The sequence below is a fragment of the Ligilactobacillus equi DSM 15833 = JCM 10991 genome, from assembly GCF_000615765.1.
GTDB lineage: Bacteria > Bacillota > Bacilli > Lactobacillales > Lactobacillaceae > Ligilactobacillus > Ligilactobacillus equi.
Window position 1 is genome coordinate 1 of the sequence record NZ_BAMI01000035.1, and the last position, 21,460, is coordinate 21,460.

22 protein-coding genes are annotated in these 21,460 nt (G+C 35.1%); all 22 read left to right on the plus strand.

From position 1 onward, the window contains the following. Nucleotides 1-213 precede the first annotated feature (213 nt). The 22 genes from JCM10991_RS16410 to JCM10991_RS08025 all read left to right on the plus strand — a co-directional run bounded on the left by JCM10991_RS16410 (nucleotide 214) and on the right by JCM10991_RS08025 (nucleotide 21,245). Nucleotides 214-528 (plus strand): helix-turn-helix domain-containing protein, encoded by a 315-nt coding sequence (locus JCM10991_RS16410; RefSeq protein WP_025021082.1) that lies wholly within the window; start codon nucleotides 214-216, stop codon nucleotides 526-528. Nucleotides 529-787: 259 nt separating this feature from the next. Next, a complete protein-coding gene (locus tag JCM10991_RS07925) occupies nucleotides 788-5,353 on the plus strand; it encodes an MFS transporter (protein ID WP_162149509.1) in 4,566 nt (1,521 codons plus the stop codon). A 123-nt stretch (nucleotides 5,354-5,476) separates the two neighbouring features. Next, nucleotides 5,477-6,277, plus strand: coding sequence for a hypothetical protein (locus JCM10991_RS07930; protein ID WP_025021084.1), 801 nt, complete (start codon nucleotides 5,477-5,479; stop codon nucleotides 6,275-6,277). Between the two features lie 198 nt (nucleotides 6,278-6,475). Further along, nucleotides 6,476-7,291 carry a hypothetical protein gene (locus tag JCM10991_RS07935; protein ID WP_025021085.1) on the plus strand — a complete coding sequence of 272 codons (816 nt, stop codon included), beginning with the start codon at nucleotides 6,476-6,478 and terminating at the stop codon, nucleotides 7,289-7,291. Nucleotides 7,292-7,408: 117 nt separating this feature from the next. After that, a complete protein-coding gene (locus JCM10991_RS07940; RefSeq protein ID WP_025021086.1) occupies nucleotides 7,409-7,681 on the plus strand; it encodes a hypothetical protein in 273 nt (90 codons plus the stop codon). A gap of 16 nt (nucleotides 7,682-7,697) precedes the next feature. Further along, nucleotides 7,698-8,018 carry a hypothetical protein gene (locus JCM10991_RS07945; RefSeq protein ID WP_025021087.1) on the plus strand — a complete coding sequence of 107 codons (321 nt, stop codon included), beginning with the start codon at nucleotides 7,698-7,700 and terminating at the stop codon, nucleotides 8,016-8,018. Between the two features lie 354 nt (nucleotides 8,019-8,372). After that, nucleotides 8,373-9,674, plus strand: coding sequence for an RNA-guided endonuclease IscB (iscB, locus tag JCM10991_RS07950; protein ID WP_051527989.1), 1,302 nt, complete (start codon nucleotides 8,373-8,375; stop codon nucleotides 9,672-9,674). Nucleotides 9,675-9,759: 85 nt separating this feature from the next. Then, complete coding sequence (locus JCM10991_RS07955) at nucleotides 9,760-10,200, plus strand: hypothetical protein (RefSeq protein ID WP_025021089.1); 441 nt, start codon at nucleotides 9,760-9,762, stop codon at nucleotides 10,198-10,200. Beyond that, a complete protein-coding gene (locus tag JCM10991_RS07960; protein ID WP_025021090.1) occupies nucleotides 10,197-10,505 on the plus strand; it encodes a hypothetical protein in 309 nt (102 codons plus the stop codon). The genes JCM10991_RS07955 and JCM10991_RS07960 overlap by 4 nt, the downstream gene beginning before the upstream one ends. Then, nucleotides 10,492-13,083: an AAA family ATPase gene (locus JCM10991_RS14550; protein ID WP_025021091.1), complete on the plus strand. Its 2,592-nt coding sequence runs from the start codon at nucleotides 10,492-10,494 to the stop codon at nucleotides 13,081-13,083. The genes JCM10991_RS07960 and JCM10991_RS14550 overlap by 14 nt, the downstream gene beginning before the upstream one ends. A 391-nt stretch (nucleotides 13,084-13,474) precedes the next feature. Further along, nucleotides 13,475-13,726, plus strand: a complete 252-nt coding sequence (locus JCM10991_RS07970; protein ID WP_162149510.1) for a hypothetical protein — start codon at nucleotides 13,475-13,477, stop codon at nucleotides 13,724-13,726. A gap of 102 nt (nucleotides 13,727-13,828) precedes the next feature. Further along, nucleotides 13,829-15,103, plus strand: coding sequence for an RNA-guided endonuclease InsQ/TnpB family protein (locus tag JCM10991_RS07975; RefSeq protein ID WP_035188461.1), 1,275 nt, complete (start codon nucleotides 13,829-13,831; stop codon nucleotides 15,101-15,103). A gap of 259 nt (nucleotides 15,104-15,362) precedes the next feature. After that, entirely contained in the window at nucleotides 15,363-15,674 is a 312-nt protein-coding gene (locus tag JCM10991_RS07980) for a hypothetical protein (RefSeq protein WP_025021094.1), read from the plus strand. A 139-nt stretch (nucleotides 15,675-15,813) separates the two neighbouring features. After that, the gene (locus JCM10991_RS07985; RefSeq protein WP_155889609.1) at nucleotides 15,814-16,047 is read left to right on the plus strand and encodes a hypothetical protein; all 234 of its coding nucleotides are present in this window, start codon (nucleotides 15,814-15,816) and stop codon (nucleotides 16,045-16,047) included. Nucleotides 16,048-16,052: 5 nt separating this feature from the next. Continuing rightward, on the plus strand, nucleotides 16,053-16,334 hold the full coding sequence (locus tag JCM10991_RS07990) for a hypothetical protein (protein ID WP_025021096.1): 282 nt from the start codon (nucleotides 16,053-16,055) through the stop codon (nucleotides 16,332-16,334). 3 nt (nucleotides 16,335-16,337) lie between these two features. Next, the gene (locus tag JCM10991_RS07995; protein ID WP_025021097.1) at nucleotides 16,338-16,880 is read left to right on the plus strand and encodes a hypothetical protein; all 543 of its coding nucleotides are present in this window, start codon (nucleotides 16,338-16,340) and stop codon (nucleotides 16,878-16,880) included. A gap of 95 nt (nucleotides 16,881-16,975) precedes the next feature. Then, nucleotides 16,976-17,227 (plus strand): hypothetical protein, encoded by a 252-nt coding sequence (locus tag JCM10991_RS08000; RefSeq protein ID WP_025021098.1) that lies wholly within the window; start codon nucleotides 16,976-16,978, stop codon nucleotides 17,225-17,227. Nucleotides 17,228-17,338: 111 nt separating this feature from the next. Then, nucleotides 17,339-17,518, plus strand: coding sequence for a hypothetical protein (locus JCM10991_RS08005; RefSeq protein WP_025021099.1), 180 nt, complete (start codon nucleotides 17,339-17,341; stop codon nucleotides 17,516-17,518). A 495-nt stretch (nucleotides 17,519-18,013) separates the two neighbouring features. Next, entirely contained in the window at nucleotides 18,014-19,456 is a 1,443-nt protein-coding gene (locus JCM10991_RS08010; protein WP_025021100.1) for an FtsK/SpoIIIE domain-containing protein, read from the plus strand. Continuing rightward, on the plus strand, nucleotides 19,413-19,781 hold the full coding sequence (locus tag JCM10991_RS08015) for a hypothetical protein (protein WP_025021101.1): 369 nt from the start codon (nucleotides 19,413-19,415) through the stop codon (nucleotides 19,779-19,781). Before JCM10991_RS08010 ends, JCM10991_RS08015 begins: the two co-directional genes overlap by 44 nt. A gap of 534 nt (nucleotides 19,782-20,315) precedes the next feature. Beyond that, nucleotides 20,316-20,546, plus strand: coding sequence for a hypothetical protein (locus JCM10991_RS08020; protein WP_025021102.1), 231 nt, complete (start codon nucleotides 20,316-20,318; stop codon nucleotides 20,544-20,546). 354 nt (nucleotides 20,547-20,900) lie between these two features. Next, nucleotides 20,901-21,245, plus strand: a complete 345-nt coding sequence (locus JCM10991_RS08025) for a hypothetical protein (protein ID WP_162149511.1) — start codon at nucleotides 20,901-20,903, stop codon at nucleotides 21,243-21,245. Nucleotides 21,246-21,460: the final 215 nt, after the last annotated feature.

Consider the following 21,460-nt stretch of genomic DNA (forward strand, 5'->3'; position numbering starts at 1 on the left):
CCACAAAAACCACGATAGAGATATAAACGCTAGTTTAAATATCTTAAATCGTGGTCTAAAACAATTAAATATCCAGTAGGGCAGGAACTGTCCGTGGTAAGATAGCTAAGTTCTGTGAGTTAGGTTTTGGAATACCATATAACATCCTAAACACTACTTAGTGTTCCCAGAAACCCGTCACTTTAGTGGCGGTGTAGTTCATCGTCAGAAGAAATGGAACTGATTGATAGCTTAGCATTCTTAGTTGCTAAACGATTAGAACTGGGTATCTCACAAAAAGAATTAGCTAAACGAACTGGGATGAGCCAACCCCGAATAGCAAAAATTGAATCGGTTGACTCGATTCCTAGTCTAGCGACATTAAAACGTTACGCTAGTGGTATCGGATATGATACTCAAGTTATTTTTTCTTCTGACACAAAAAAGGAAATGTTAACGTTGAGATTGATGCTGATATATACGAAAAAATTACGAAATATGCTAGTCAACACGGCGAAAACCCTAATACAAGCGTCGAAACATTGTTGAAGATGGCATTAGTGTAGAACGATATTGTCAAATTAGTAATAAGGAGCGTGCCCCCATGTAAAAATGGGTCGGTATGCTCTTTTTTTATTATATTTTCAAAAAATAAAAACAAATTAATTTTGATTATTTTATAATAAAAAATGTTATACTGATAAAGTAAATATAAATAAAAAGGGGGAATTAAATTGATTTCTTTAGTTAAGAGGCTGAGGCGTCCTTTGCTTTTGCCGAATTTGATAAAGCAGTCTTTTTATCCAGATTGAAGTTGTTAGGTAAGAAATTATGGAAAGTGATTAACAGTAAATTTGTGGTCATTGCTGTCATTTTAGGCTTCTTATCATTTGGTGGTTCACAAGCATTAAATGTTGCGGACGGCGCTAGTATCAACTACAAGTTCGGTACAGTTTATCAATATTACCTATTGAATGATAAAAGCGACGCCTTAGCGAATCAGACCTCACAAAAAAGTTTTTTAACCCAGAAATACAATCCCGGAGCGCAAGGTACGTTTGCTTACGGTTCAATTGTAGATAGTGGGAAAGATTATGGGGATGAATCGTCGGCTAAAAATTTTGTAGCAATGATGGCTACTTATTCAAAGTTTAATTATTTCACAACGCAAAACCAAGGGTTTAATATCATTTTACCAATGATCGGTAGATTTCTTTTGGGGATTTTACTTGTAGTTTTTGGTTTTGCCTACGATATTTTTTCTGCTGTAATTTATGCAATTCCGGCATTGATTGCTAAATTTAATTTGATTCCATTGATGGCGGATTGGCTTACTAATGTTTCCGTAGTAGATGATAAAAGTTTAGGCAAATCATTAAGTGATACTCTGGGGATAAGTAAGGGTACAGTTCAAAATGTTATCGAAGCAATGTTTACTATCCTAGCAATTTTTATTGTTCTCGGTGTTTGGGGATATTTGAAAGGCGGATATCGAAGGCATAGTAGACAATATCGAAATAAGCTTATTGGTCGCCTTTTAGCGGTTGGCCTTGTTCCTATTGGAGTTGCATTATCCGCTTATGCAATTAATGAAGTTACAGCATTGACTTTTACAAGTGATAATAAAGATACCAGTTTATATTCAAGTTACTTGATTGATGATGAAAACTGGGCTAAAAAGAGAAATTTTGCACCTAATGGTAATGACCGACAAACAGGCGGTATTAGTGCTAATAACGGTAAAGGTTATGTTGATAATGATTTTGTTCCTTATGGTTCATCTACCGCTACCGATAGAATCAAATCCATCAACAGTAATAGTGACTACTTTTCAAATGATAATATGGGGGCAAACTTTAGTTTTGCTAACTCTGCAGTCGCATTAAGGTATATGCTATCAGATACTTTTTCAGCTGAACAATACATTCAGTATGAAGGAACAAATGATTCTGTCGGTTCTTATGGATCATACTATAATTACGCTCAAAACTGGGCTCAAATTCCCCAATCAAATAGTGGAGGAGAATCTGCACCATGGATTGTAAATACCGATAATAATTACTACTCAAGTAAAGAGTCAGGTAAAGACCCAACAAAAATTGATGATGAAAAGCAAAAAGGCGACTGGAACTTTGAAAAAGCTATTGATGATTACAAAGATGATGGCGAATCATCTGATTCTGACTCAGATTCCAGTTCCGATTCTGACTCTAGTTCAAATAGTAGTAGCAACACATCAAGTGTTGGCTTGGCAGTATCTCCTGCTCGAGCTTGGAGAGAACGTTTTATTTATGGTTCTAAGACGTCTGGTGCAAATTTGAACAACTACTACAATAAAGTTCCACCATCCCTTGAACAAATTGTCAACGCTGTAGGTAGTGGTAATGACGGATCTCAAAGTATTTCAGACCAGAGTATGTACTTAATTCTGTCAACTAAATTTAATTCAACAGGTGGTGAATACTACTTATCTGGGCCAGCTCGTGGGATGCCAAGTATCGGTGGTTTATTCGATAGTAGCCGAGTAAATTACTACTCATTCTCATTAGTAGGTGTGCCTTTCATTTCTGCTATTGGAGCTATCAGTACAGTGCTTATTTCGCTTGTTCTATGGTTTGTGGCATTATTAGCAGTTTTAACAGTTGGTTTGATTGAAATGAACGTGAAACCGATTATCACAGCCTTGAAATGGTTAACGATTGGAGATTTCGAGTATGGTATAGCATATATTATCTACTCTTCTGGTGTAGTAGGAACAATTATTGTCTTTTCATTAGCAACCAAACTTATATCTGGTTTAGGGATAGCATTACCGAATGTTTTTGCAACAATACTCAAAAACATATCAACTTCTGCAGTACCAAAAACCAATTTAACCGGTGATGCAATGATGATGATGACGTCTTTAGCTCCGATTGCATCCGCTATTTTAGCATTTGTTTTAGTATATGTAATCAAAAATGATGTTAACAACGCACGTTCCGCTTTAATTTATGTCTTTTCTTTCCCTTGGGAAACGGCAAAAGCATACGGCTTGCAATGGGAAAGAAGAGCGATTGGAACAAGTGGACGAGGTGTTAACGCAGGTTCAAAAGGTGCTAAGAAGTGGGAAGCGGATAACTTAGGTTCAAAAGCGGCTCGTTTCCTTGGCGGTAAGGCAGGGTTAAAGACTTCAACCGGCGGAAATTGGTCTGATGCTAAGGATGACCTCATGGATGACGTGTCAGCTATCAAGAACTCCAAGCTATCTCAAGGTATCACTAAGCAAGCGGGTCGTCTCTTTGGTAGAGGTGGCACTCGCCCATTATCAGCTGATGAAATTGCACGTAAACAAGGGTTAGCTAACCTTACGGAGGACTTAATGGGTGTGGATGAATCACAATTAAGTGATACTTCAATACGCAATAGGGATGAAGTAATGAAGGCTATTGAAGCTTACAATGATGATCCAACTCAAGAAAATTACGATACTTTGAAAGATAAGCTACAAAAACTTCACGATTCTATGGAAGTTGATGGTATCGATCCAGAAAAACTTGGTAAAATCGATAGAGCTATTGGTAACTTGAACGGTATTGGAGATGTTAATGTTACTGGTGACGGCGCTGAAACTACTGTTAATGTGTCAGATGTTACTAGAAAAATTGACGATGAATTACAAGGTATTGATTTATCAAACGTTACAGATGGTGATAAATTGAGAAATAATGTACGAGATGCCTTAGCTGATTACACTTTGAAACCTACAGACGAAAACTTAAATCACTCGATTGACAGCATGAAAGCATTAAGAAATGCTATGTTAGAAGGTGGTGCATCTCCTGCAGAATTGCAAGATATGGATGCACAAATTAGTAAACTCGAAGGGCTGAAATTACCTTCAGCAAATATTGACCATGGTATCATTGAAGGTATTGATGGTGAATTGGATAACCTTGACTTATCTAACGTTGCTAATGGAGATGCTTTGAGAAACAACGTCCGGGATGCTTTAGCTGACTACAGTTTAAATCCTACAACCGAAAATCTTGACCACTCAATCGACAGTATGAAAGCGTTGAGAAATGCTATGTTAGAAGGTGGCGCATCTCCTGTGGAATTACAAGATGTGGATGCACAAATTAGTAAACTTGAAGGGTTGAAATTACCTTCAGCAAATATTGATCATGGATCTATCGAAGGAATTAACGGTGAATTAGATAATCTTGACTTATCTCATATTACTAACGGAGATACATTAAGAAATAATGTACGGGATGCCTTAGCTGATTACAGCTTAAATCCTACATCTGAAAACCTAAATCACTCCATTGATGGTATGAAGACATTGAGAAACGCTATGTTAGAAAGTGGAGCATCTCCTGCAGAATTGAGTAACATTGATGCAAAGATTAGTCAACTTGAAGGATTAAAGATTCCATCCCTCGATGTTAATGCCGGCTCACTTGATAACCTTAACTTTGACGGGACTTTAGACAATATTGACGGATTATCAGATAGTGCAAAACAACAATTATCTAATGATTTAAACGATGTAACATTACACCCTGAAAATGCTGATTTTTCAGGTGTAAGAAGTATGTTGAACAATGCTAAAGAAACTCTTAGTGATCCGCAAGAAATCGAAACGATTAACAATATCACTTCTAAGTTAGATCAAGTAGAAATCGGTTCGATTAGAGATAATATTCAACAAGTAGTAGGTGATAGCACAAGTATTTCAGAGTCTAAAGTTCAAGAGATGGTTGGCAAAATTACTGATTACCAAATGGACACAACTCCCGAGAACCTATTAACTGCTCAACAAAGCATTAAGGAAGTTCAAAGAGAAGCATACAACAATGGCGATACAAACCTTGCAAATGAATTAGGTAAGCAGTTTGAAAAAATATCAGCGACAGGTGTTCAAACGCAAGCGCAACAAATCACTCAAACTGTAACGAATAATCCTAACATTGGAGAAGATATTTCTAGAGGTATTAACAGTGCATTGGGTAATTATACCTCCGCTCCAACAGCTATTAACTATGACGAAGTTCAAAAGGCCATGGCAAGTGCTATTGAAGCTACAGATGCAGATGGTAATAACGAAACCGCCTCGCTACTTAGACGACAATTAGATGTTATGTCGCAAACACATAATAGAAATTTAGGTGCTAATTTTGCACAACAAGTTCAAAGTTCATTAGGTAGCTTATCTAATAACGCTGATATTAAAACCTTAATTGACAAGTTAAATGTTGCGAATAACACTAATGAAAGATTAAACATTACTCGTGATATTACAGATAGTGTGAAAACTTTAAACGCTATGGATCAAGTAGATACTCAAAAGTTAACTGATGCAGTTAAAAATATCAAAGGAGTAAAATAAATAAGAAAACTCGGTAAACGTTGATTTTACCGAGTTTTTTAACGTTCAATAAGTTTTATCAAAAACTAATTATTTATTTTTGCAAGTGTTTAAATTTACTATTAATTTTGCTATAATTGAGGTATGAAAAAAAGAAATAAACAAAATTATTTTATTTTTACTTTCGCTAATTTTTCGGCGAAATCTTTACCGGGTACAGTTGCAACGTTGGCTACTACAACTCTTATTATGCTTGTCTACGGTGGACTTTCCTTGGTACAAAATAAACCATCTAGTGTTACGCCACTAAAACTACAAACATCCCCTGATTGGGTTTTAACAATTGGGATGGCTGTCAGCTTAATTGTGGCGATTGTTTTTACAATTTTTATAGTCAAAAAAAGGGAGATGTCAATTTACACAAAATATTTAGGCAGTTTCTTAACAGTGATGACAGCAACTAACTGGATTGGAATGATCATGATGTATCCATCTAGAAAGGTTACAACTAAGGCAGTTATCCATATGGTTAACGTTACCTATGTTTATAACTATTTGGTGGTAGCTACTTGTGTTGTCGGCATTGTATGGGGCGCTTTTCTTACTAAGAAAATGTTAAAAAAGACTAATTGGTGGCTTTTTGTCGTATGTATTCCTTATTTTGCAGTTCTAAATCAAGTTGCAATTACGATTGCAGGATTAACTACATTAACAGGTTATAGCGATTATAGCCCTAAAATTGTAAAAATAATAATTAACACTAATAAATATGGTGATATTAACTTAATGAATCAGTCACTTTATTATTTGATTACCTATCAAATAATCGCACTCATTTTTATGTTTGGGGGGAAAATAATTGTTTTTGTTTACACTAAAACGAAAAAAAGAGTCCAAAAAATCCAAAGAAAACTCGAAAAAAGAAGAAAAGGTATCGAAAGATAGGGAAAAGAAAGGGAAGCGAGGATATCGTCCTAAGTATAAAAAACCTGCTGATGAAAAACTGCACTGGGTTATGCCGATTATACTTGCTTTATCTGTTGTCGGTATAATGGCCTCATTCATCATGATTAGGGCTAACATATCGTCTTATAACGCTAGAGTACTACGTTCATCCATGGTTAAAGGTTCTAATTTACCTTTGTGGGGGGAAGTACAGATGGGAAATTGACCTTAGGTAATACCGTTTTAAGTGAAGATGGTAAAACTTTGGCAGTTCAAATTAAGTACGATGACGTCGCACACAAGAAGCTATCATCTTTTGGTACACGTTATATCTTGCGTTTAGTTACAACACCAGAGAATGATTTACCGGGTGTTAAGCTACGTTACGGGATGTTTGGTACTGACAGTAGCGGGGTACTTACAATACACAGTGATAGAGGTTTTAAAAATCAAGCTTTTATTGTGATGCTAGTTGACCGTGGTTATTTAGTTACTTCAGACGATTTGAGAGAAGGAACAGATTCGATTAGTGAATCGGATATTGACAAGTCTATTACAGCACAATTAGCAGGAGATGATGAAGAATCATCAACTACTACAACACGTAAATCTCAAACTACTCCGCCTATTTTCTATATGCGCTTAAACGCTCACAATGCTAAGAGGTCAAAAGAAAATTGGAAAAACGACAGAGACGTTGTTAACTCTTTATTTATAAAGGAAAATATTTCTAAAAAGAAAAAGACATTGGCTTCTTTAAAAAAGAAAATTAAGCGAGGCAAAAATACGGTAGTTGAAATGAATCGTCGTTTAGCTGAAAACCCTGATGACGAAATTGCACAAGAACAATTACAAGATATTAATCAGACCCTTAATGATTTGAATGCAAGTGTTGCAACCTATCAAGCTTCAATTAAGAAACTGCAGGATAGCGTCATTAAGAAAGACGTTCTTGATCCTGAACAAACTAAGTTTACCCGTTTCTCAGTTTCATCCCTTGATATTGAGCAGTAGGCATTAGGGCAAGAGCGAAAATTAGGGATGCTCATGGTGAGTTTTCTAGGTTCGATTCCTAGCATCCCTCTAAAAGCCGTATAATCGGTTAAATTTCACAAGAAAGGAAAATGTGTTATGCAAAAAAACAAAGTCACTCCAGATGAGATGTATCTTGAGTTGAAAAATTTTTTCAAACAAAATCCATCTCTAAACTATGATGAATTTTTAGAAGAAGTAGACCGTATTCATACCGATGTTTTAGAAAGAACGTTGCCTAAGTTTAAACCACTAGAAGTAACAGGTGTGCATAGAAATAATTCAAAGACTTTCCGTGCAGATATGCAACAAGAACAAACTAAAGTCAAGAAAGACGAAAGCACTATTGGTATTGGTTTACCTAATTTTTAAAAAGTAGGTGTGTAAATTGGGATTGACAGTCAAAGAAATAGCCGTCAAATATGATTCACCAGTCGGCACTGTATACTACTATATGAACAAGTTAGGCCTTCTTAAAAAATCAGGTTCAGGCTCCAAACCTAGGCGCTATGGAAAAGAAGTCGTTGAACGTGTTGGAGCAGTCCTCGATGAGGTTAAATATAAGAAAACAATCTCTAAGGATGCTGATTATTGGAAGAAAAGAAGTAAACGGGTCGAGAAAAGTAACGAACTGTTGAAAAAGAAAATAAAAGCCTATTCTGAGTTACAGGAAAAACTGGCACAGATAGAAATTTTAGAAAAAGAATAGAAGAAAGAAGTTAGATAGAATGGAAAGACAACAGTAACCACTCACTAAAGTAAGGGGCTTGAAATGAAAATTTTAAGCCTGCTCACTTTGATGAGGATTCTGGAGCAATTCAGAATTTATTGTCTAGACTGAGTTATTTATGTAACTACGTTATTTTAGTCATCATACCTTGGAATGATACCCTAGTTCTAAGCTCTATGGAGGCTCTGTAAACAAGGATGAGGTTAACGTCCTAGTCAACCTTGTTAATAAGCTAAAATAACCTTGTCGAAGGGTAACCACATGCAATTATTAGTTCTCTGATAATTACGTGATAAGGTCATAACTACCTTATAAAAAATGAAAGGAGAAAAAATGCAAAATCGAGTTTTTGTTATTAATAAGCATGGTGAAGCGTTAATGCCTTGTAAGCCAAGAACGGCTAGAAAGTTATTACAAAGCGGTAAGGCTAAACCGATCAAGAAAGAACCATTCACCATTCAATTATTATATGGTGCAAGTGGATATAAGCAACCAGTTAAGCTAGGTGTCGATAGTGGGCAACGGCATATTGGGCTTGCGGTAACAAGTCAAGATAAAGTCTTCTTTCAAAGTGAAGTTGAATTACGCCAAGACGTTAAGAAATTACTCGATACTAGACGTATTTATCGTAGAAGTAGACGAAATCGTAAAACTAGATACCGTCAAGCAAGGTTTTTAAATCGCACTAAAACTAAGAAAAATAACTGGCTACCACCGTCCGTACAAAGCAAAGTTAATAACAACATTAACTGGATTAAACACCTGTTATCGGTGTTACCAAACCCTGAATTACACATCGAAATTGGTAAATTCGATATGCAAAAGATGAAAGACCCTGCCATTAAAGGTGAGGGCTATCGAAAAGGCGACTTGTACGGCTATCAAACGGTTAAGCAATATGTTTTAGCCCGCGACCAATATAAGTGCCAAGTCTGCAAGAAAAAAGGTGGCAAACTAAAAATTCATCACATTATTTACCGCTCCTTAGGTGGTACTAATGTACCATCGAATTTATTAACAGTCTGTGCGGATTGTCATACAGCTAAGAATCACGCTGAAGGTGGTAAATTATATGAATTATGTAAGAAGAAAAAGAAAGTAACTAAGCCTTTGAAAGGTGCAACTTTTATGAATATCTTACGTAGACGGTTGTGGACTGCTTTTCCGCAAGCTCACTTCCAATACGGAGCATTTACCACACTTCAAAGAGCGGATTTAAGCTTATCTAAATCGCATTACAACGACGCAATCGCTATTAGTGGCATCAAGAAGATTAATTCTAGGCCTACTAGCGTTGTGATGTTTAAGCAATTTAGGAAAAAGAAACGTTCTTTACATGAAGCAACTGCTCGTAAAGGACGTAAAGCCAAAAACATAACCAGTAAACGGAATGCTAAAAATACTAAATTTGCTAAAGGATTTTGGCTTAATGATTATGTCAGAATCAAGAACAGTAAATTTAAAGGCTATATTAGTGGCTTTACAGGGAGTTCTTGTTATGTCAAGGATTGTCTTGGTAATTATCTGACTCTCAATACGTACAAGCAAACAAACTTGTCTAATGTTGAATTCATTAATCATAGAAACAATTGGTGTAACACCAGTATTTCCGAACAAAGATACGTTATGGAATAAATAAAAATAGAAAGAAGTCAGCTTTTTTATATGTTACGAGGGTGATGCTTATGAAAAAAACATTAGTAAAGTTGTTGTTAGTACTATGACTATAGCCACATCTTTTTTGGGATTTTTATTTTCGGGAATATTGTTTGGACTTGTATTGCCTAATTGGTCAGAATTAAGTCAAACGGCAAAAAACACTTCGTTTAGCATCCCTAGTTGGTTGTTAAATTTAGGAATATGTTTAAGCTTCATTTGGTTGTTTTTAATTATTGTTTTTGATAGCAATGAGGATGAATTCTTTTTTAGGGCAATTTTTCATGATAAAAACGGTAAACGTTACGCTAAATACGCTAAAACTATAACTGCATTAATGACTGCTTTTAGTATTGTTTTCTTTGTTTTTACCGTATTATCAATAATTGCAATTTTCACACTAAAAGGTGCTTTAAGCATTGCTAGTTTTTTAGTTTGTTCAATTCTTGTTGCTATGTCTGTAATGTCAATTTTTGGTTTGCGAAAACTATGGAGGGTTTTATGAGAGAAGATGCTAAAAAGAAGCTAGAAGAATTAGGTTTTGAAATTGAATTAGTTCACGGCGGTCAAGCAACTGTAGATGGTGAGTCTGAAGAAGGCTTGTTACTAAGAATTGCTAAAGGCACTGAGTATCATGTTAAATCAGATGATGTTACACTCGTTATTGTTCATCTAGACAATGGTACAGTTGACTTTGTGCAAAATATATGTCTAGCAGACTTAGAAGGTTTAAAACAATTCAATGAAGTTGCTGAGCTATGCTTTAAGTTGTTAGATTGCGAGAGGGATGAAATTTTTGACAGAGATTAAAAAATCAGACGATGTAGAACAAGAGATGAATGATTTGAGGCTAGTAATTCCTGCAGATATTGATGAAAAATATAATTATTCGATGTCAAAGGTTGAAGCCTCTAATGTTTTAGTGGGTTATGAAGATACTTTACTGAAAATTAACCAGAAACTAGAACAAGTTATGACTCGCAATATTATTTTGGTTGGGCCACAGGGGGTTGGTAAAACAGCCACTGTTGAGAAATTTACGTATGATCACCTACAATCACAGACACCTGCGTTAGTGATTAGGGTTGCTATTGAAAGCATTGGTGCATTACCCGGTAGGACAATGGTTTCTCGAATGGAAAGTTTAATGCGGGATCTAGTTAAAATTGAATATCAAACTTTGATTTCAAACTATGATGAATACGAAAAAATAGATGTAACGGGAATGACTGAAACTGAAGTTGAAAAAGTTATAAACAGTACACCTCATGCTTTAGTAAGCGTATATGATAAAGTGTTTTTCAAAGCTAATAAAATTAGCTTACTTGGTTTATCATCAAAAGAAATCAAAGACCTTTTAATAGATAATAAAGGGGAAAGAATACAAACTGATGTGTTACATCTCGAAAATGAGCAGATTGATTTATCTGTCTTATCAGATGTGCAAATTGATGTATTACTTAAACAAAATCCCACAGCTGAAAGGGTGCAAACAGATACTTTTTCGTTATCCGTAAAAGAAGAGGATGGTAAGTTTACTCTTGACGGTAAGAGTTTATCTAAAAAAGCACTAGAAACCTTACAAGAACATAATCAGGAGAATTTTGAAAGCTACACACGCTCTGTTGTTATTAATAATCGGTATGACTTGGCCATTTTTATTGATGAGGTTCACAAGTTAAATAACTATGGGGAATCAGCAAAAGGGCAAGGATCTTCTGGGGCAATGAACGCCCTCAAAGAAGGGATGGCTCGTGGTAAAGCTAAGCTTATCACCGCTACTACTGATTATGAATACAAAAATAGTATTGCAAAAGACGGAGCGTTTGAAAGGCGGTTCTCTAACGTTGTATTAGTTCCACCTACTGATGAGGTTACAGTTCAAATCGTAAAGAGTCAATTGGCAGACCTCACCAAGAAGTGGGACTACATTCCTAAGTTCAGTGACGGGATTATCAAAGAAATTGTCACGTTATCAACGCAATTGATAAGCAATCAACCTCAGCCTGCTAAGTCATTAGCTGTCATGGATGCCATTTGTGGAATTTGTCGTGAAGAATACCACCGTACAGGTGAAAAAAGGGATGTTACTCATCAAGATGTAGTAGAAGCTTTTGCGGGAGTCGGAATCAAGATTGACTTAAACATTAATTCAAGACACGTGCAAAAAGTTATCAGAAGACGAGTTAAAGGTCAGCCTTTAGCAATTAATACTATGGTTGGTACAGCTCGGAAAGCTCGGTTTACTAAGCGTGATTATCGTAAACCAATTATGACGCTACTATTAGTAGGAACTACTGGGATTGGTAAAACCGAATCGGTTAAATCTTTAGCTGAGGCTATTTTCGGTCGGGAGGATGCAATCTTAACGCTCAATGGTGGTGATTACTTAACTCCAGAAGCGGTCACAGAAGCTACTCAGTTTATCGGTGATAGTGTGCAAACAGATAAATCAAGAATCATCTTAATCGATGAAATTGAAAAAGCTGATAAAAATATGGCCAAGGCGTGTATGCGACTAATTGATGATGGTATTGTCCGTGATAGCCACGGAGTAGAACGCTCACTTAGTTCATGTATTGTTATTGCAACTTCTAATTTGGGTGCGAGTCAAATTGCTAAGTCAGCTGAAGCCATGCACTTAGATGAAATTGATACACCGGATGTGTTAACAGCATCCCTTGAAGAACAATGGCGAGATCAATCAATGAATATTCAAAATGCCTTAGTTACTGGGAATGAAGGAGAAAATAACGGACTACCTCCTGAATTTTTACAACGGTTTAGTATTATTCCATTCTTCCCACTTCAACCTACTTCATTTGCAACAATCGCTAATATAAAGCTGAATAAGTTTGCTGATGAAGAAAGAGAGTTAGGTTTTGATGTTAAAATTCCAGAAAGTTTAACATCTGAGGAATGGAGTAACTACGGGTTAGACTTTAAACGGTTTAATAATGTTGATATTGTATCTGTCATGATTGCTAAAGATATCATAAGTAAAGATGCTAAAAATATCGGTGCTAGGGCAATTAATAACTATATTAACGATACAATTAAAGGAAAACTGTCTGTTGCTGTTGAATATCGTTTAGAAGAGAACCTTCCTATGGATGGTTACTTCACCATTAATACCAACGGAAACTCGTTAGCTGAAACTACGTCAAATAAGATGGCTTCTGTGATGGTTACTTATACCGATACGGATGAAAGTGTTTGGATTGTAGATGAATACCACTTTGTCGATAAGGAGATGACAATTCCTGTCTACCGTGATGTTTCGGGGATGAAGCGAAGTGATATTTGGGACTTAATCACAGATGAATCAGCGAAAGATGAAAATGTCGAAAGTAAGATATCAAATACTGATTTCTTCGCCAATTACTAAATTCTGTCAATACTTGTCTTTCTCGATAGTGAAGATAAGATAGTTGATGTGATTATAGGAAGTTAATCATACTTTTTATGGGATGGCAGCCCTATCGAAATGCCGATAATCATTATCATTGTCAAAGGTGATAATGATATAGCTTATTGGGTCAACGGGAAGGCTAGTAACAATAAGCAATCAGAACAAAGAGAAATCTAAAGATTAGCGAATACTCGTGCCAGAACAAGTACGTAATTCGATGTCGGTAGACGACTCATTATTGCTGATCGCTTGCGGTCAGCTTCTTGTTTTAAAAATGTGTCATAGCTTGCTATTAATAAATAGACTGTTATGATTAGGCCAGAAAGTATGGAAAGGAAAAAAGAATATGACAAAAGCAAACAAATTTATGACAGCAGATGAAAAGGAATACCGCAGACAAACAACCCTTTTTTTAAAAGTATCTAATTACTCAGATAAAACAATTAAGTTCATGTTTGATAACAACGAGGAGAGTATCAAGAAATTCGGAGTGAAGGATAAAGCGGGTAGCTTCTTAGCAACTCCCGAAACTATTGGACATAAAATGATTGACTGGTACATGGAGTACTTGATTAGGGAAGAAAAGAAAAAGCAAGCAACACAACAATTAGTCGGATAACCCTAAAATAAGGAGAAATTAACTGTTAACGATAAAGTAGAATAAAGTGTCATTTTATTGAATTATATGTTATTGATAAATCTTTGAAAGGTGGTGAAAATAATGGTTGTTAGAACACAAAAAGTTAGATTATACCCTAGTCCTCAAATGCAACAGGTCTTAGATGATTTATGTGACTATCGTCGTTATTGTTGGAATCAAGGCTTAGCACTATGGCAAGATTTGTATTTCAACCGACAAGTTATGTTTTCTGATGAGCTTAAACAAAAATTGCAGTTATACGCAAAGGAACTAAGAAAGCCTAAAGCCAAAAGAAAAAGCATTGATTTTACTTCAAAAGAAGCAAACTTGCTTGAATTGTGTCCTAGTCCTAGCGCTCAAAATGTTAGGAATATTATGGTTAATGAAAAACAAGATTGGCAAGATAAACTTTCAGCACGTTGTTTACAATTAGCTATTAGTGACTTAGGTAAAGCGTGGGCTAATTTCTTTAATAAGGCTCAGCCAGATTGGGGCATGCCTAAATTTAAGTCTAAGAAAGCTCCTAGACAAGGTTTTAAAACTGATAGAGCACAAATTATCGAAAATAAATTGTTATTAGACAGACCACATTATGCTGATATTTCTAAAAAAGATTGGCAACCAGTCAAATTTAAAGGAGCTAAAACCTTAAACGGCAAATTAGGTGTGGTTTCTGTTTATCGAGAAAATGGAAAATATTATGCTTCATTGCCCTTTAAAATTGAGGTTCAAGAAAAAGGTAAAACTGGTAAGAAAACGGCAGTTGACGTTAATGTTGGACACCTTAATTACACCGAAGGTGTCATTGACACTTTACCGCAAAGACTTGAAAAACTTTACTTGCGCATCAAACATTATCAGCGTTTATTAGCTCGTAAGCGGAACGCTAATGGTAAATTAGCTACACAATCAAATAATTACGTTAAAACGAGAGCCAAGTTGCAACGTGATTACCGCAAAGTAGCCAATATTCAGCATGACCTGATGCACAAATTTACAACTAAATTGGTTGGTCAATACGATACCATTGTGATTGAAGATTTAAATGTTAAAGGCATGCAAATGAGCCATGTGGCCTCCAAAGGTTTACAGCGTTCAATGTTTGGCTTGTTCAAACAAGTTTTGAGCTATAAATGTGACTGGTATGGCAAGGAATTAATCTTAGCCGACCGCTTTTATCCTAGTACTCAACGCTGTTCCCATTGTGGACACGTTAAAACTGGTGAGGATAAAATTACTCTTGTCGGTAATAAAAAACACGGTACTAAGCACAATGAATACATTTGTTATGAATGCAACTTCGTCTGTGACCGTGATGTTAATGCGGTGATGAATTTACTTGCATTAGCGCAATAAATAATCTATTAAGTGGGCATGGCTATTAATAGACGTCTTAATGTTTCGTTAAGACGTATGCCCTTAGAAACAGTCGTTTCTAGAAAGCTATAAGAGTTGGTCAATGTCTGCATTCTTTTATTAGAATGTGGGGAATATTAATGTTGACGATAGTGAATAAAATTAAGAAAGGAAAAACTATATAATCTTTCTAATAATATAGAATAAGGTACTCGACATTCTATATTATTCTACATTTTATATAGCAGTGGCGATGATTATGAGAACAATCAACTTGACGATGCCAATCATCATCGAAACAGATGGCATTACTAATGAATATGATACGCTGAGTTACTCAGGGAATGCTTATAATGGCACGTTAGCTATCTTACTGGAAAACAGTTCTGATGTGATTGATTATAGGTGTCTAAACGATACACTTTATGGAGTAATCGGTGGTGAGTATGAATTTCACACTTCAGAAGATGTTCCTCAGTTTGTATATGATGAGTTGGAAAATCAAGGATTTATCACAAGAGCAAAGAAGGAATGTTACTGCTTGAAAATTGATAAAAAAGAAGCCCCCTAATATTAAATCAGGGGACGAAGTTAGATAGAATGTACTGTCACAGAAAGAGAGGTAACTCTTTAAAAAAACAGTGATTCAGTACATGTTTATTCTAAGCGAAAAGGGGAAAGTTTTCAATAGAAAAAGTGAGGGAGACAAGATGCCAAAGTTAACAACCATTGAAGAAGAACGAAATTTTAAGGAAAAGTATGCTATCTCTACCTATAGGGACAGATTGTTTTTAGAAAAGATTAACGTTTTTGGTGATAGTACCTTAGTAGCAGAAGAATTAGGGAATGGACATATTCGCATCGAAACCGTCCTTTTAGACAAAGATGGTGTAAAATCCCTAAGTAAATTCATTGAACTCATTAAAAAAGATACAGAGAGGTAATTTTTATGAAAATGACATTAGAACAAGAAGTACAAATTAACATGCAAGCAATTCAGGATAAACTTGTACTTTTCTATTTTGATTTAAGCCACCTTATTAACTCTAAGACGCAAAAGTTAACGGTAACAAACTGTTTTGTTAAAGAGGAAAATAGTGAAATTCCGGGGGAATATGTAGGTGATATGAAAGATAATGGGACTTTTGTTATCGCTAGAAAAAATATTGTAGGATTGACAAAACCAACTATGGCTAAAGTCAAAATTGACGTTGAAATCGAGGAATTATAGCCCATGAATTATAGAGAAAACCTAGAAAGAAAAGTTATCAGCCTGTCCAATAACAAAGAATGGGATATGGCAGTTGCAGAATGGGATGTTGTTGGTGTTGAAGAAGATGATTCGTCTAGCACAACTTGTACTTGTGGAAAGCATGGGCTCAAGTATATTTTTACGATTCAGAATACTGAAAATGGTAATTTCTTAAGTCCTATTGGTAGCGAATGTATCAACCGGTTTGGTCGTGATGATCTTAGGAAAGATGCTACAGCTTACCAACAATACCTGTTCTTACTTAATTATTACAAAAAGTATAAATACTTAGAACTAAAATCAGATGTTTTTTCTAAAAAGTTGTTAAAAATGCTATTTGAAAAGGGTGCATTTAAACCTACACAATACAATAAAAATAATCCTAGGAATGATTATGAATTTCTAGTAAGTATGTTCAATAAGCGAAGTGCAATTTCAGATAAGCAACAAAAGAGAGTTAATGCTATCATGGTCACTGAAATTGTTCCGTTCATAAGGAAAAAATTAGAAGTAGGTCAACAGTAACCCCTTACTTTAGTGAGGGGTTTGAAGTGAAAACTTTAAGCTTGCTTAACTCGATTTTTATTTTGGTAATTCAACTAGAAAGGGAAAAATGATATATGGTAGAGAAACGTATTTTGACATTAAAAGAAGAAATTCATCAAATTAAAAAACAGAATGCAAATAATATTTTAGAAGAATTATCAAATACCGCACAAAATGTTAATGAAGCTGATACGGAATCAGATTGGCAAGAAATTAGCGATACATTGCATGAATTAACAACAACAGTTGACCAGATGATTGCACTCATAAGATTTTCTGATTTCATGGATCAACGAAATATTGAGAATAATAACGAAAAACAGTAAAAAACAGCAGATGTGGTATTATCCATTCAAGCTGAAAATATAGATTATAAAATTTCAAAATGCCAGTTACCTATGTTTAATTCTGGCGTATTTCTGAGGTAGGTGATAATTATGCTAAGCAATGAAGCGCTCTACGCACTCTTCAAAAGTGTAGTAACTGTTTTTGGAACATCTGCTATAACGTTTTTCTTCTTCTGGAATATTTTTAAAGTTATTGATAAAAAAACTGAGAATAAGAAGAACAATGTAGAAAGTAATGATGACAACGGCAAGCAGAAAAGAGAGAAATAAAAAATGAAATTAGGTTACTTTACAATGAATTTTCTAATTTTACCAATGAAGAACGGTAGCAAGTAGCGTTAGCTTCGGCTAGCGGACGGTGCGAATCCGTCCTATTGTTATTGGTCGTAAGACCAAAAAACAAAATATTTTTTTAAGAGGTGAATCACCGCCTTTCGACTGCTTTACTGGTGGAACAGACGCATTTATTTGCGGTGCAGGTGATGACTTGAACTACTTAAAAAGTAGTGTGAGCTATTAAAAAATGTTTTGACAAATAAATAACACATAATCAGCGTGATTTGTGTTGTGAGTTGACTTTTTTCAGGTAGTTAATGACTTGACTTAAAAAAACTGCCTGTGGTACGACAAAAAATAGCACTTCAAGATTATTGCGTTTTTTGAGTTGAGTTGTGAGTGCAATAATTCGTTAATAGTGGACGGTGCAAATCCGTCTTGTCGTATTGCTGTAAAAAAATCCTAAAGGTATTTACGAGGAGGAAAAATATGATTTTTGAAACTACTTATAAAAAGTATATGAAAGACAAACTTAAATTTACAGGTAAAATGTTAGAAGAGACTCTTGAAAATTCTCTTGAATGTAAAGTAAAACTCGTTGATTCGAGCTTTAATTACAACTTACTTCACTTTAATTTTAAAGTAAAGGGAGTGCCTAATAAAATTACTAGCTCCATGATCAACAAACTTATTGATGTATGTTCTTATCCAACTAGTGCAAATGTAAGAAAAACTTCTGTCTATGCTTATTCAGATGTCTATGATTATTCAATCGAAATCGACGCATTTTGTGATACAGATCTTGCGCCAAGTTTAGATGTTCGTCATGTTGACAAGCTTAAATTTGTTCCGCATAAATCTTATGGTCACTCGATTAATGTTCCAATCGGTATTGATGCATTAGACCAACCAATTATACTTGAGATGGGTGATTTTACACCGAACATTCTCATTACTGGGTTAGTAGGTATAGGTAAGACAACATTTGTCTTAAATATTTTGAGAAATCTAGCCTTAACAACAACTCCAGATGATTTAAAATTTGTTTTAATTGATGGTAAGGGGCATGCTTTTGAAATTTGGAAAGATAGTCCGTTTATGTATACTCCACCAGTAAATGATTGTTTGGAACGTGCAACTATACTGATTAAAAAAATCGAAAATGAGGTTAGAACCCGTATCCACTTATTCAAAGAAGCTAACGTTTCTAATTTTAAAGAGTACTATGAAGAAACGGGTGTCAAGCTTCCTGAATTATTAGTTGTAATTGATGAATTTCCTGCTATTACTAACTCATTTAAATATACTAACCTTGATGAAAGTTATAACCCGATTGATAGCTTAGAATACATTTTAAAAATAAGTAGGTCAACTGGAATTAGGTTAATCCTTGCTAGCCAATCAGCAAGAAGTGAAGTTATTGATAGTAAAATCAAAGCAAACATTACAGGCTTTATTTGTTTAGGTGTAATCGAACCTATTGAAAATGAATTGGCGTTACCTGAAACAAATATTCAGACTCATCAAATTTCAAATAATATTGAAAGAAGTAACGCATGTTTCTTTATTGAGGATAGTGTTAATAATGTTAAACTCGGTTTATTTCCTTATATTTCTGACAAGAACATCAATGAAGTCGTTCAAAGTACGATTAGAAAATACGGCATCGCTAAATATAATACAGGCAATGTAGATTTTTCGGTTAATGCCAACATCAAACAACTAAATATTAATAAATGGGGTAGTAACGATTTAGGCATTCAATTACCTGAGAAAGTTATCGAACTAATGGGTTGGAAAGATGGCTCTCAAATTTCACTAAATGTTGCTGATGGCAAAGTTGAAATTGTCAATAATCAGATTGAAAGTCAAAAAGGAGAAGTTTTTAATGAAATTAACACAAGCCAAGAAAGAATTCCTGAAGAAAAATGAAGAAAACGGTCTAAATGGTGAGGAAATTGCGGAATTAATAAAATATTACCTCGATGAAACTGAAATTGAATTTTATTATTGTGGAGTTGCTGTGAATTTTTTTGAACGTGCAAAATACAGGTATAAGTTTATCTTTAGCAATTTTTCTATTTACCTCAATTTCGATGTACGTAAAAAAACAACCCCGGATGAAGTTAAAAAGGCATTGTGTGACGCTTTTTGGAATCATTTTCGAAAATTAAAAAGTTTAAATGATGCTAATTCTGATTTCGTTGAACAGGGTTTAAAACTTTTAGTTAACATAAAAAAAGATGCGAAGAAATGACATAAAAGGTATAAATCCATCGTTAAAAACTAAATAAAAAAGGTCAAGTTTGAGTTCTTGACCTTTTTTTGCTATAATTCTATTCGTACTTCCAGTACACACTCTCTGAAAGAGAGGAGGTGATACTAATAGAAACATTTTTGTTTCAAGTGTCGCTACAATGTATTGACGGTACAGAGAAACGAACACTTTTCGTAAGTTTGCATGTAGCCTTATCGTTTCTGCTATGCTCCTTACCTTCAAGGTAAGTATAGCACAAACTTACATACCCGACAAGCGCCGTTTTTTGGCGCTTGTTTTTGTTATACCTTAATAATAAGTCGAAAAAAGACCGATGAAACAACATCAGTCACAGCTTGCCAATCCTATTGAGGGTGTCATAATAAGGTTATAAGGAATAAGAGAAAAGCATGTGTCTATCGTGATTTGTAAATGTATATATATTTTCCAAAAACGCAAATATATATATGTCCAAGTCTTGATATCTCACTTAATGACAGTCATACTAAAAGTTATAGAAGGGATGGGTGAAGGATGATAAAAAAATTACTAAACTGGCTTTTTTCCAAGGGAGAAGAAGAAAAACCTGTAAGTGAAGAAACGTGGCGGGGACACCTTGAGGAAAAAATTGATCATAACCGTAACCTAATTGAACTTGAGAAAAGCAAAGAAAATCCAGATTATAAGTGGATTAACCAACTGAAGAGAGAAATTGAAGGTTGGGAAAAAGAATTACGTTCAGGAAACTTTAAAGGATATTACTAAGATACACCCGACAAGCGCCGTTTTTTGGCGCTTGTTTTTTTGCGAAAAAGAGGAGTAAGTAGGTAATAAATCCGAAGGAAGAAAAGTGGCCACGGAGGATTAGACGGCAATAAGGGGGATGATAGAAGTTGGCCACGTTAGAAAGTTCGTAAAAGATGAAAGAACTGCAAATATCCATTCCATAGCGAACAAAACCAAGCGAAAATCACAATCCGTCAGAGCTTGCCAATAAGGCTAGCGATGCCATAATAAGGACATAGGATTAAGTGAGATGTAAACATCCCGAGTTAATCCGTAGTTAGATAGAAAAGCGCAAAGAAAGACGAGGTAAGAAAGATGTTTAGTTTAAAAGTAATGATAGGAATCAATGTATTGGCAGTAGTATTTGGTGCCTTGTCCGCAAGAACATTGAAAGAGTCGAATGTAGGCTTAATCCTGATGACGATGTTAGATATGTTTCTATTTGGGATGAGTGTTCCAAGTATGATGACGGGAACAGCAGGAGATGTGCTGTACATCGTAAGTCCCGTATTTACGGGTTTAGCGTCAATGTTGATAAGTTTAGTGATGTACGCAATGGGTATCAACGACTACAAGGTAAAGCGTAATATCAAGAGCCACAAAGCAAGACGACCAAAGATGGAGAAAACGATTGTGAGTACAAAGCAAACTCCAGAAAAGAGATACAAGCGGGCCTAAATATGCTAGAATAAAGTAATGACGATAAAGTCATTGCTCAAAGAAAAGTCCAAGCGAAAAGCGAGGGCTTTTTTTGTGCATTCCGAAAGTGGTTGGTGGCGATGAATAAGTAAGGTAGCATGACATGGAATCAAAAAAATGAGCAGAATAGCAAGCGGTAAAAGCGGTAAGAAAAATTAGGTGAGAAAAGCATTCAAGGGGATGCTATAAGAAGC

Excerpts from the sequence above, each read along its gene's own strand:
- JCM10991_RS16410 (WP_025021082.1), top strand. The coding sequence starts at position 214 with ATGGAACTGATTGATAGCTTAGCATTCTTAGTTGCTAAACGATTAGAA.
- JCM10991_RS07930 (WP_025021084.1), top strand. The coding sequence starts at position 5,477 with ATGAAAAAAAGAAATAAACAAAATTATTTTATTTTTACTTTCGCTAAT.
- JCM10991_RS07940 (WP_025021086.1), top strand. The coding sequence starts at position 7,409 with ATGCAAAAAAACAAAGTCACTCCAGATGAGATGTATCTTGAGTTGAAA.
- iscB (WP_051527989.1), top strand. The coding sequence starts at position 8,373 with ATGCAAAATCGAGTTTTTGTTATTAATAAGCATGGTGAAGCGTTAATG.
- JCM10991_RS07955 (WP_025021089.1), top strand. The coding sequence starts at position 9,760 with ATGACTATAGCCACATCTTTTTTGGGATTTTTATTTTCGGGAATATTG.
- JCM10991_RS07960 (WP_025021090.1), top strand. The coding sequence starts at position 10,197 with ATGAGAGAAGATGCTAAAAAGAAGCTAGAAGAATTAGGTTTTGAAATT.
- JCM10991_RS07970 (WP_162149510.1), top strand. The coding sequence starts at position 13,475 with ATGACAGCAGATGAAAAGGAATACCGCAGACAAACAACCCTTTTTTTA.
- JCM10991_RS07975 (WP_035188461.1), top strand. The coding sequence starts at position 13,829 with ATGGTTGTTAGAACACAAAAAGTTAGATTATACCCTAGTCCTCAAATG.
- JCM10991_RS07980 (WP_025021094.1), top strand. The coding sequence starts at position 15,363 with ATGAGAACAATCAACTTGACGATGCCAATCATCATCGAAACAGATGGC.
- JCM10991_RS07985 (WP_155889609.1), top strand. The coding sequence starts at position 15,814 with ATGCCAAAGTTAACAACCATTGAAGAAGAACGAAATTTTAAGGAAAAG.
- JCM10991_RS07990 (WP_025021096.1), top strand. The coding sequence starts at position 16,053 with ATGAAAATGACATTAGAACAAGAAGTACAAATTAACATGCAAGCAATT.
- JCM10991_RS07995 (WP_025021097.1), top strand. The coding sequence starts at position 16,338 with ATGAATTATAGAGAAAACCTAGAAAGAAAAGTTATCAGCCTGTCCAAT.
- JCM10991_RS08000 (WP_025021098.1), top strand. The coding sequence starts at position 16,976 with ATGGTAGAGAAACGTATTTTGACATTAAAAGAAGAAATTCATCAAATT.
- JCM10991_RS08005 (WP_025021099.1), top strand. The coding sequence starts at position 17,339 with ATGCTAAGCAATGAAGCGCTCTACGCACTCTTCAAAAGTGTAGTAACT.
- JCM10991_RS08010 (WP_025021100.1), top strand. The coding sequence starts at position 18,014 with ATGATTTTTGAAACTACTTATAAAAAGTATATGAAAGACAAACTTAAA.
- JCM10991_RS08015 (WP_025021101.1), top strand. The coding sequence starts at position 19,413 with ATGAAATTAACACAAGCCAAGAAAGAATTCCTGAAGAAAAATGAAGAA.
- JCM10991_RS08020 (WP_025021102.1), top strand. The coding sequence starts at position 20,316 with ATGATAAAAAAATTACTAAACTGGCTTTTTTCCAAGGGAGAAGAAGAA.
- JCM10991_RS08025 (WP_162149511.1), top strand. The coding sequence starts at position 20,901 with ATGATAGGAATCAATGTATTGGCAGTAGTATTTGGTGCCTTGTCCGCA.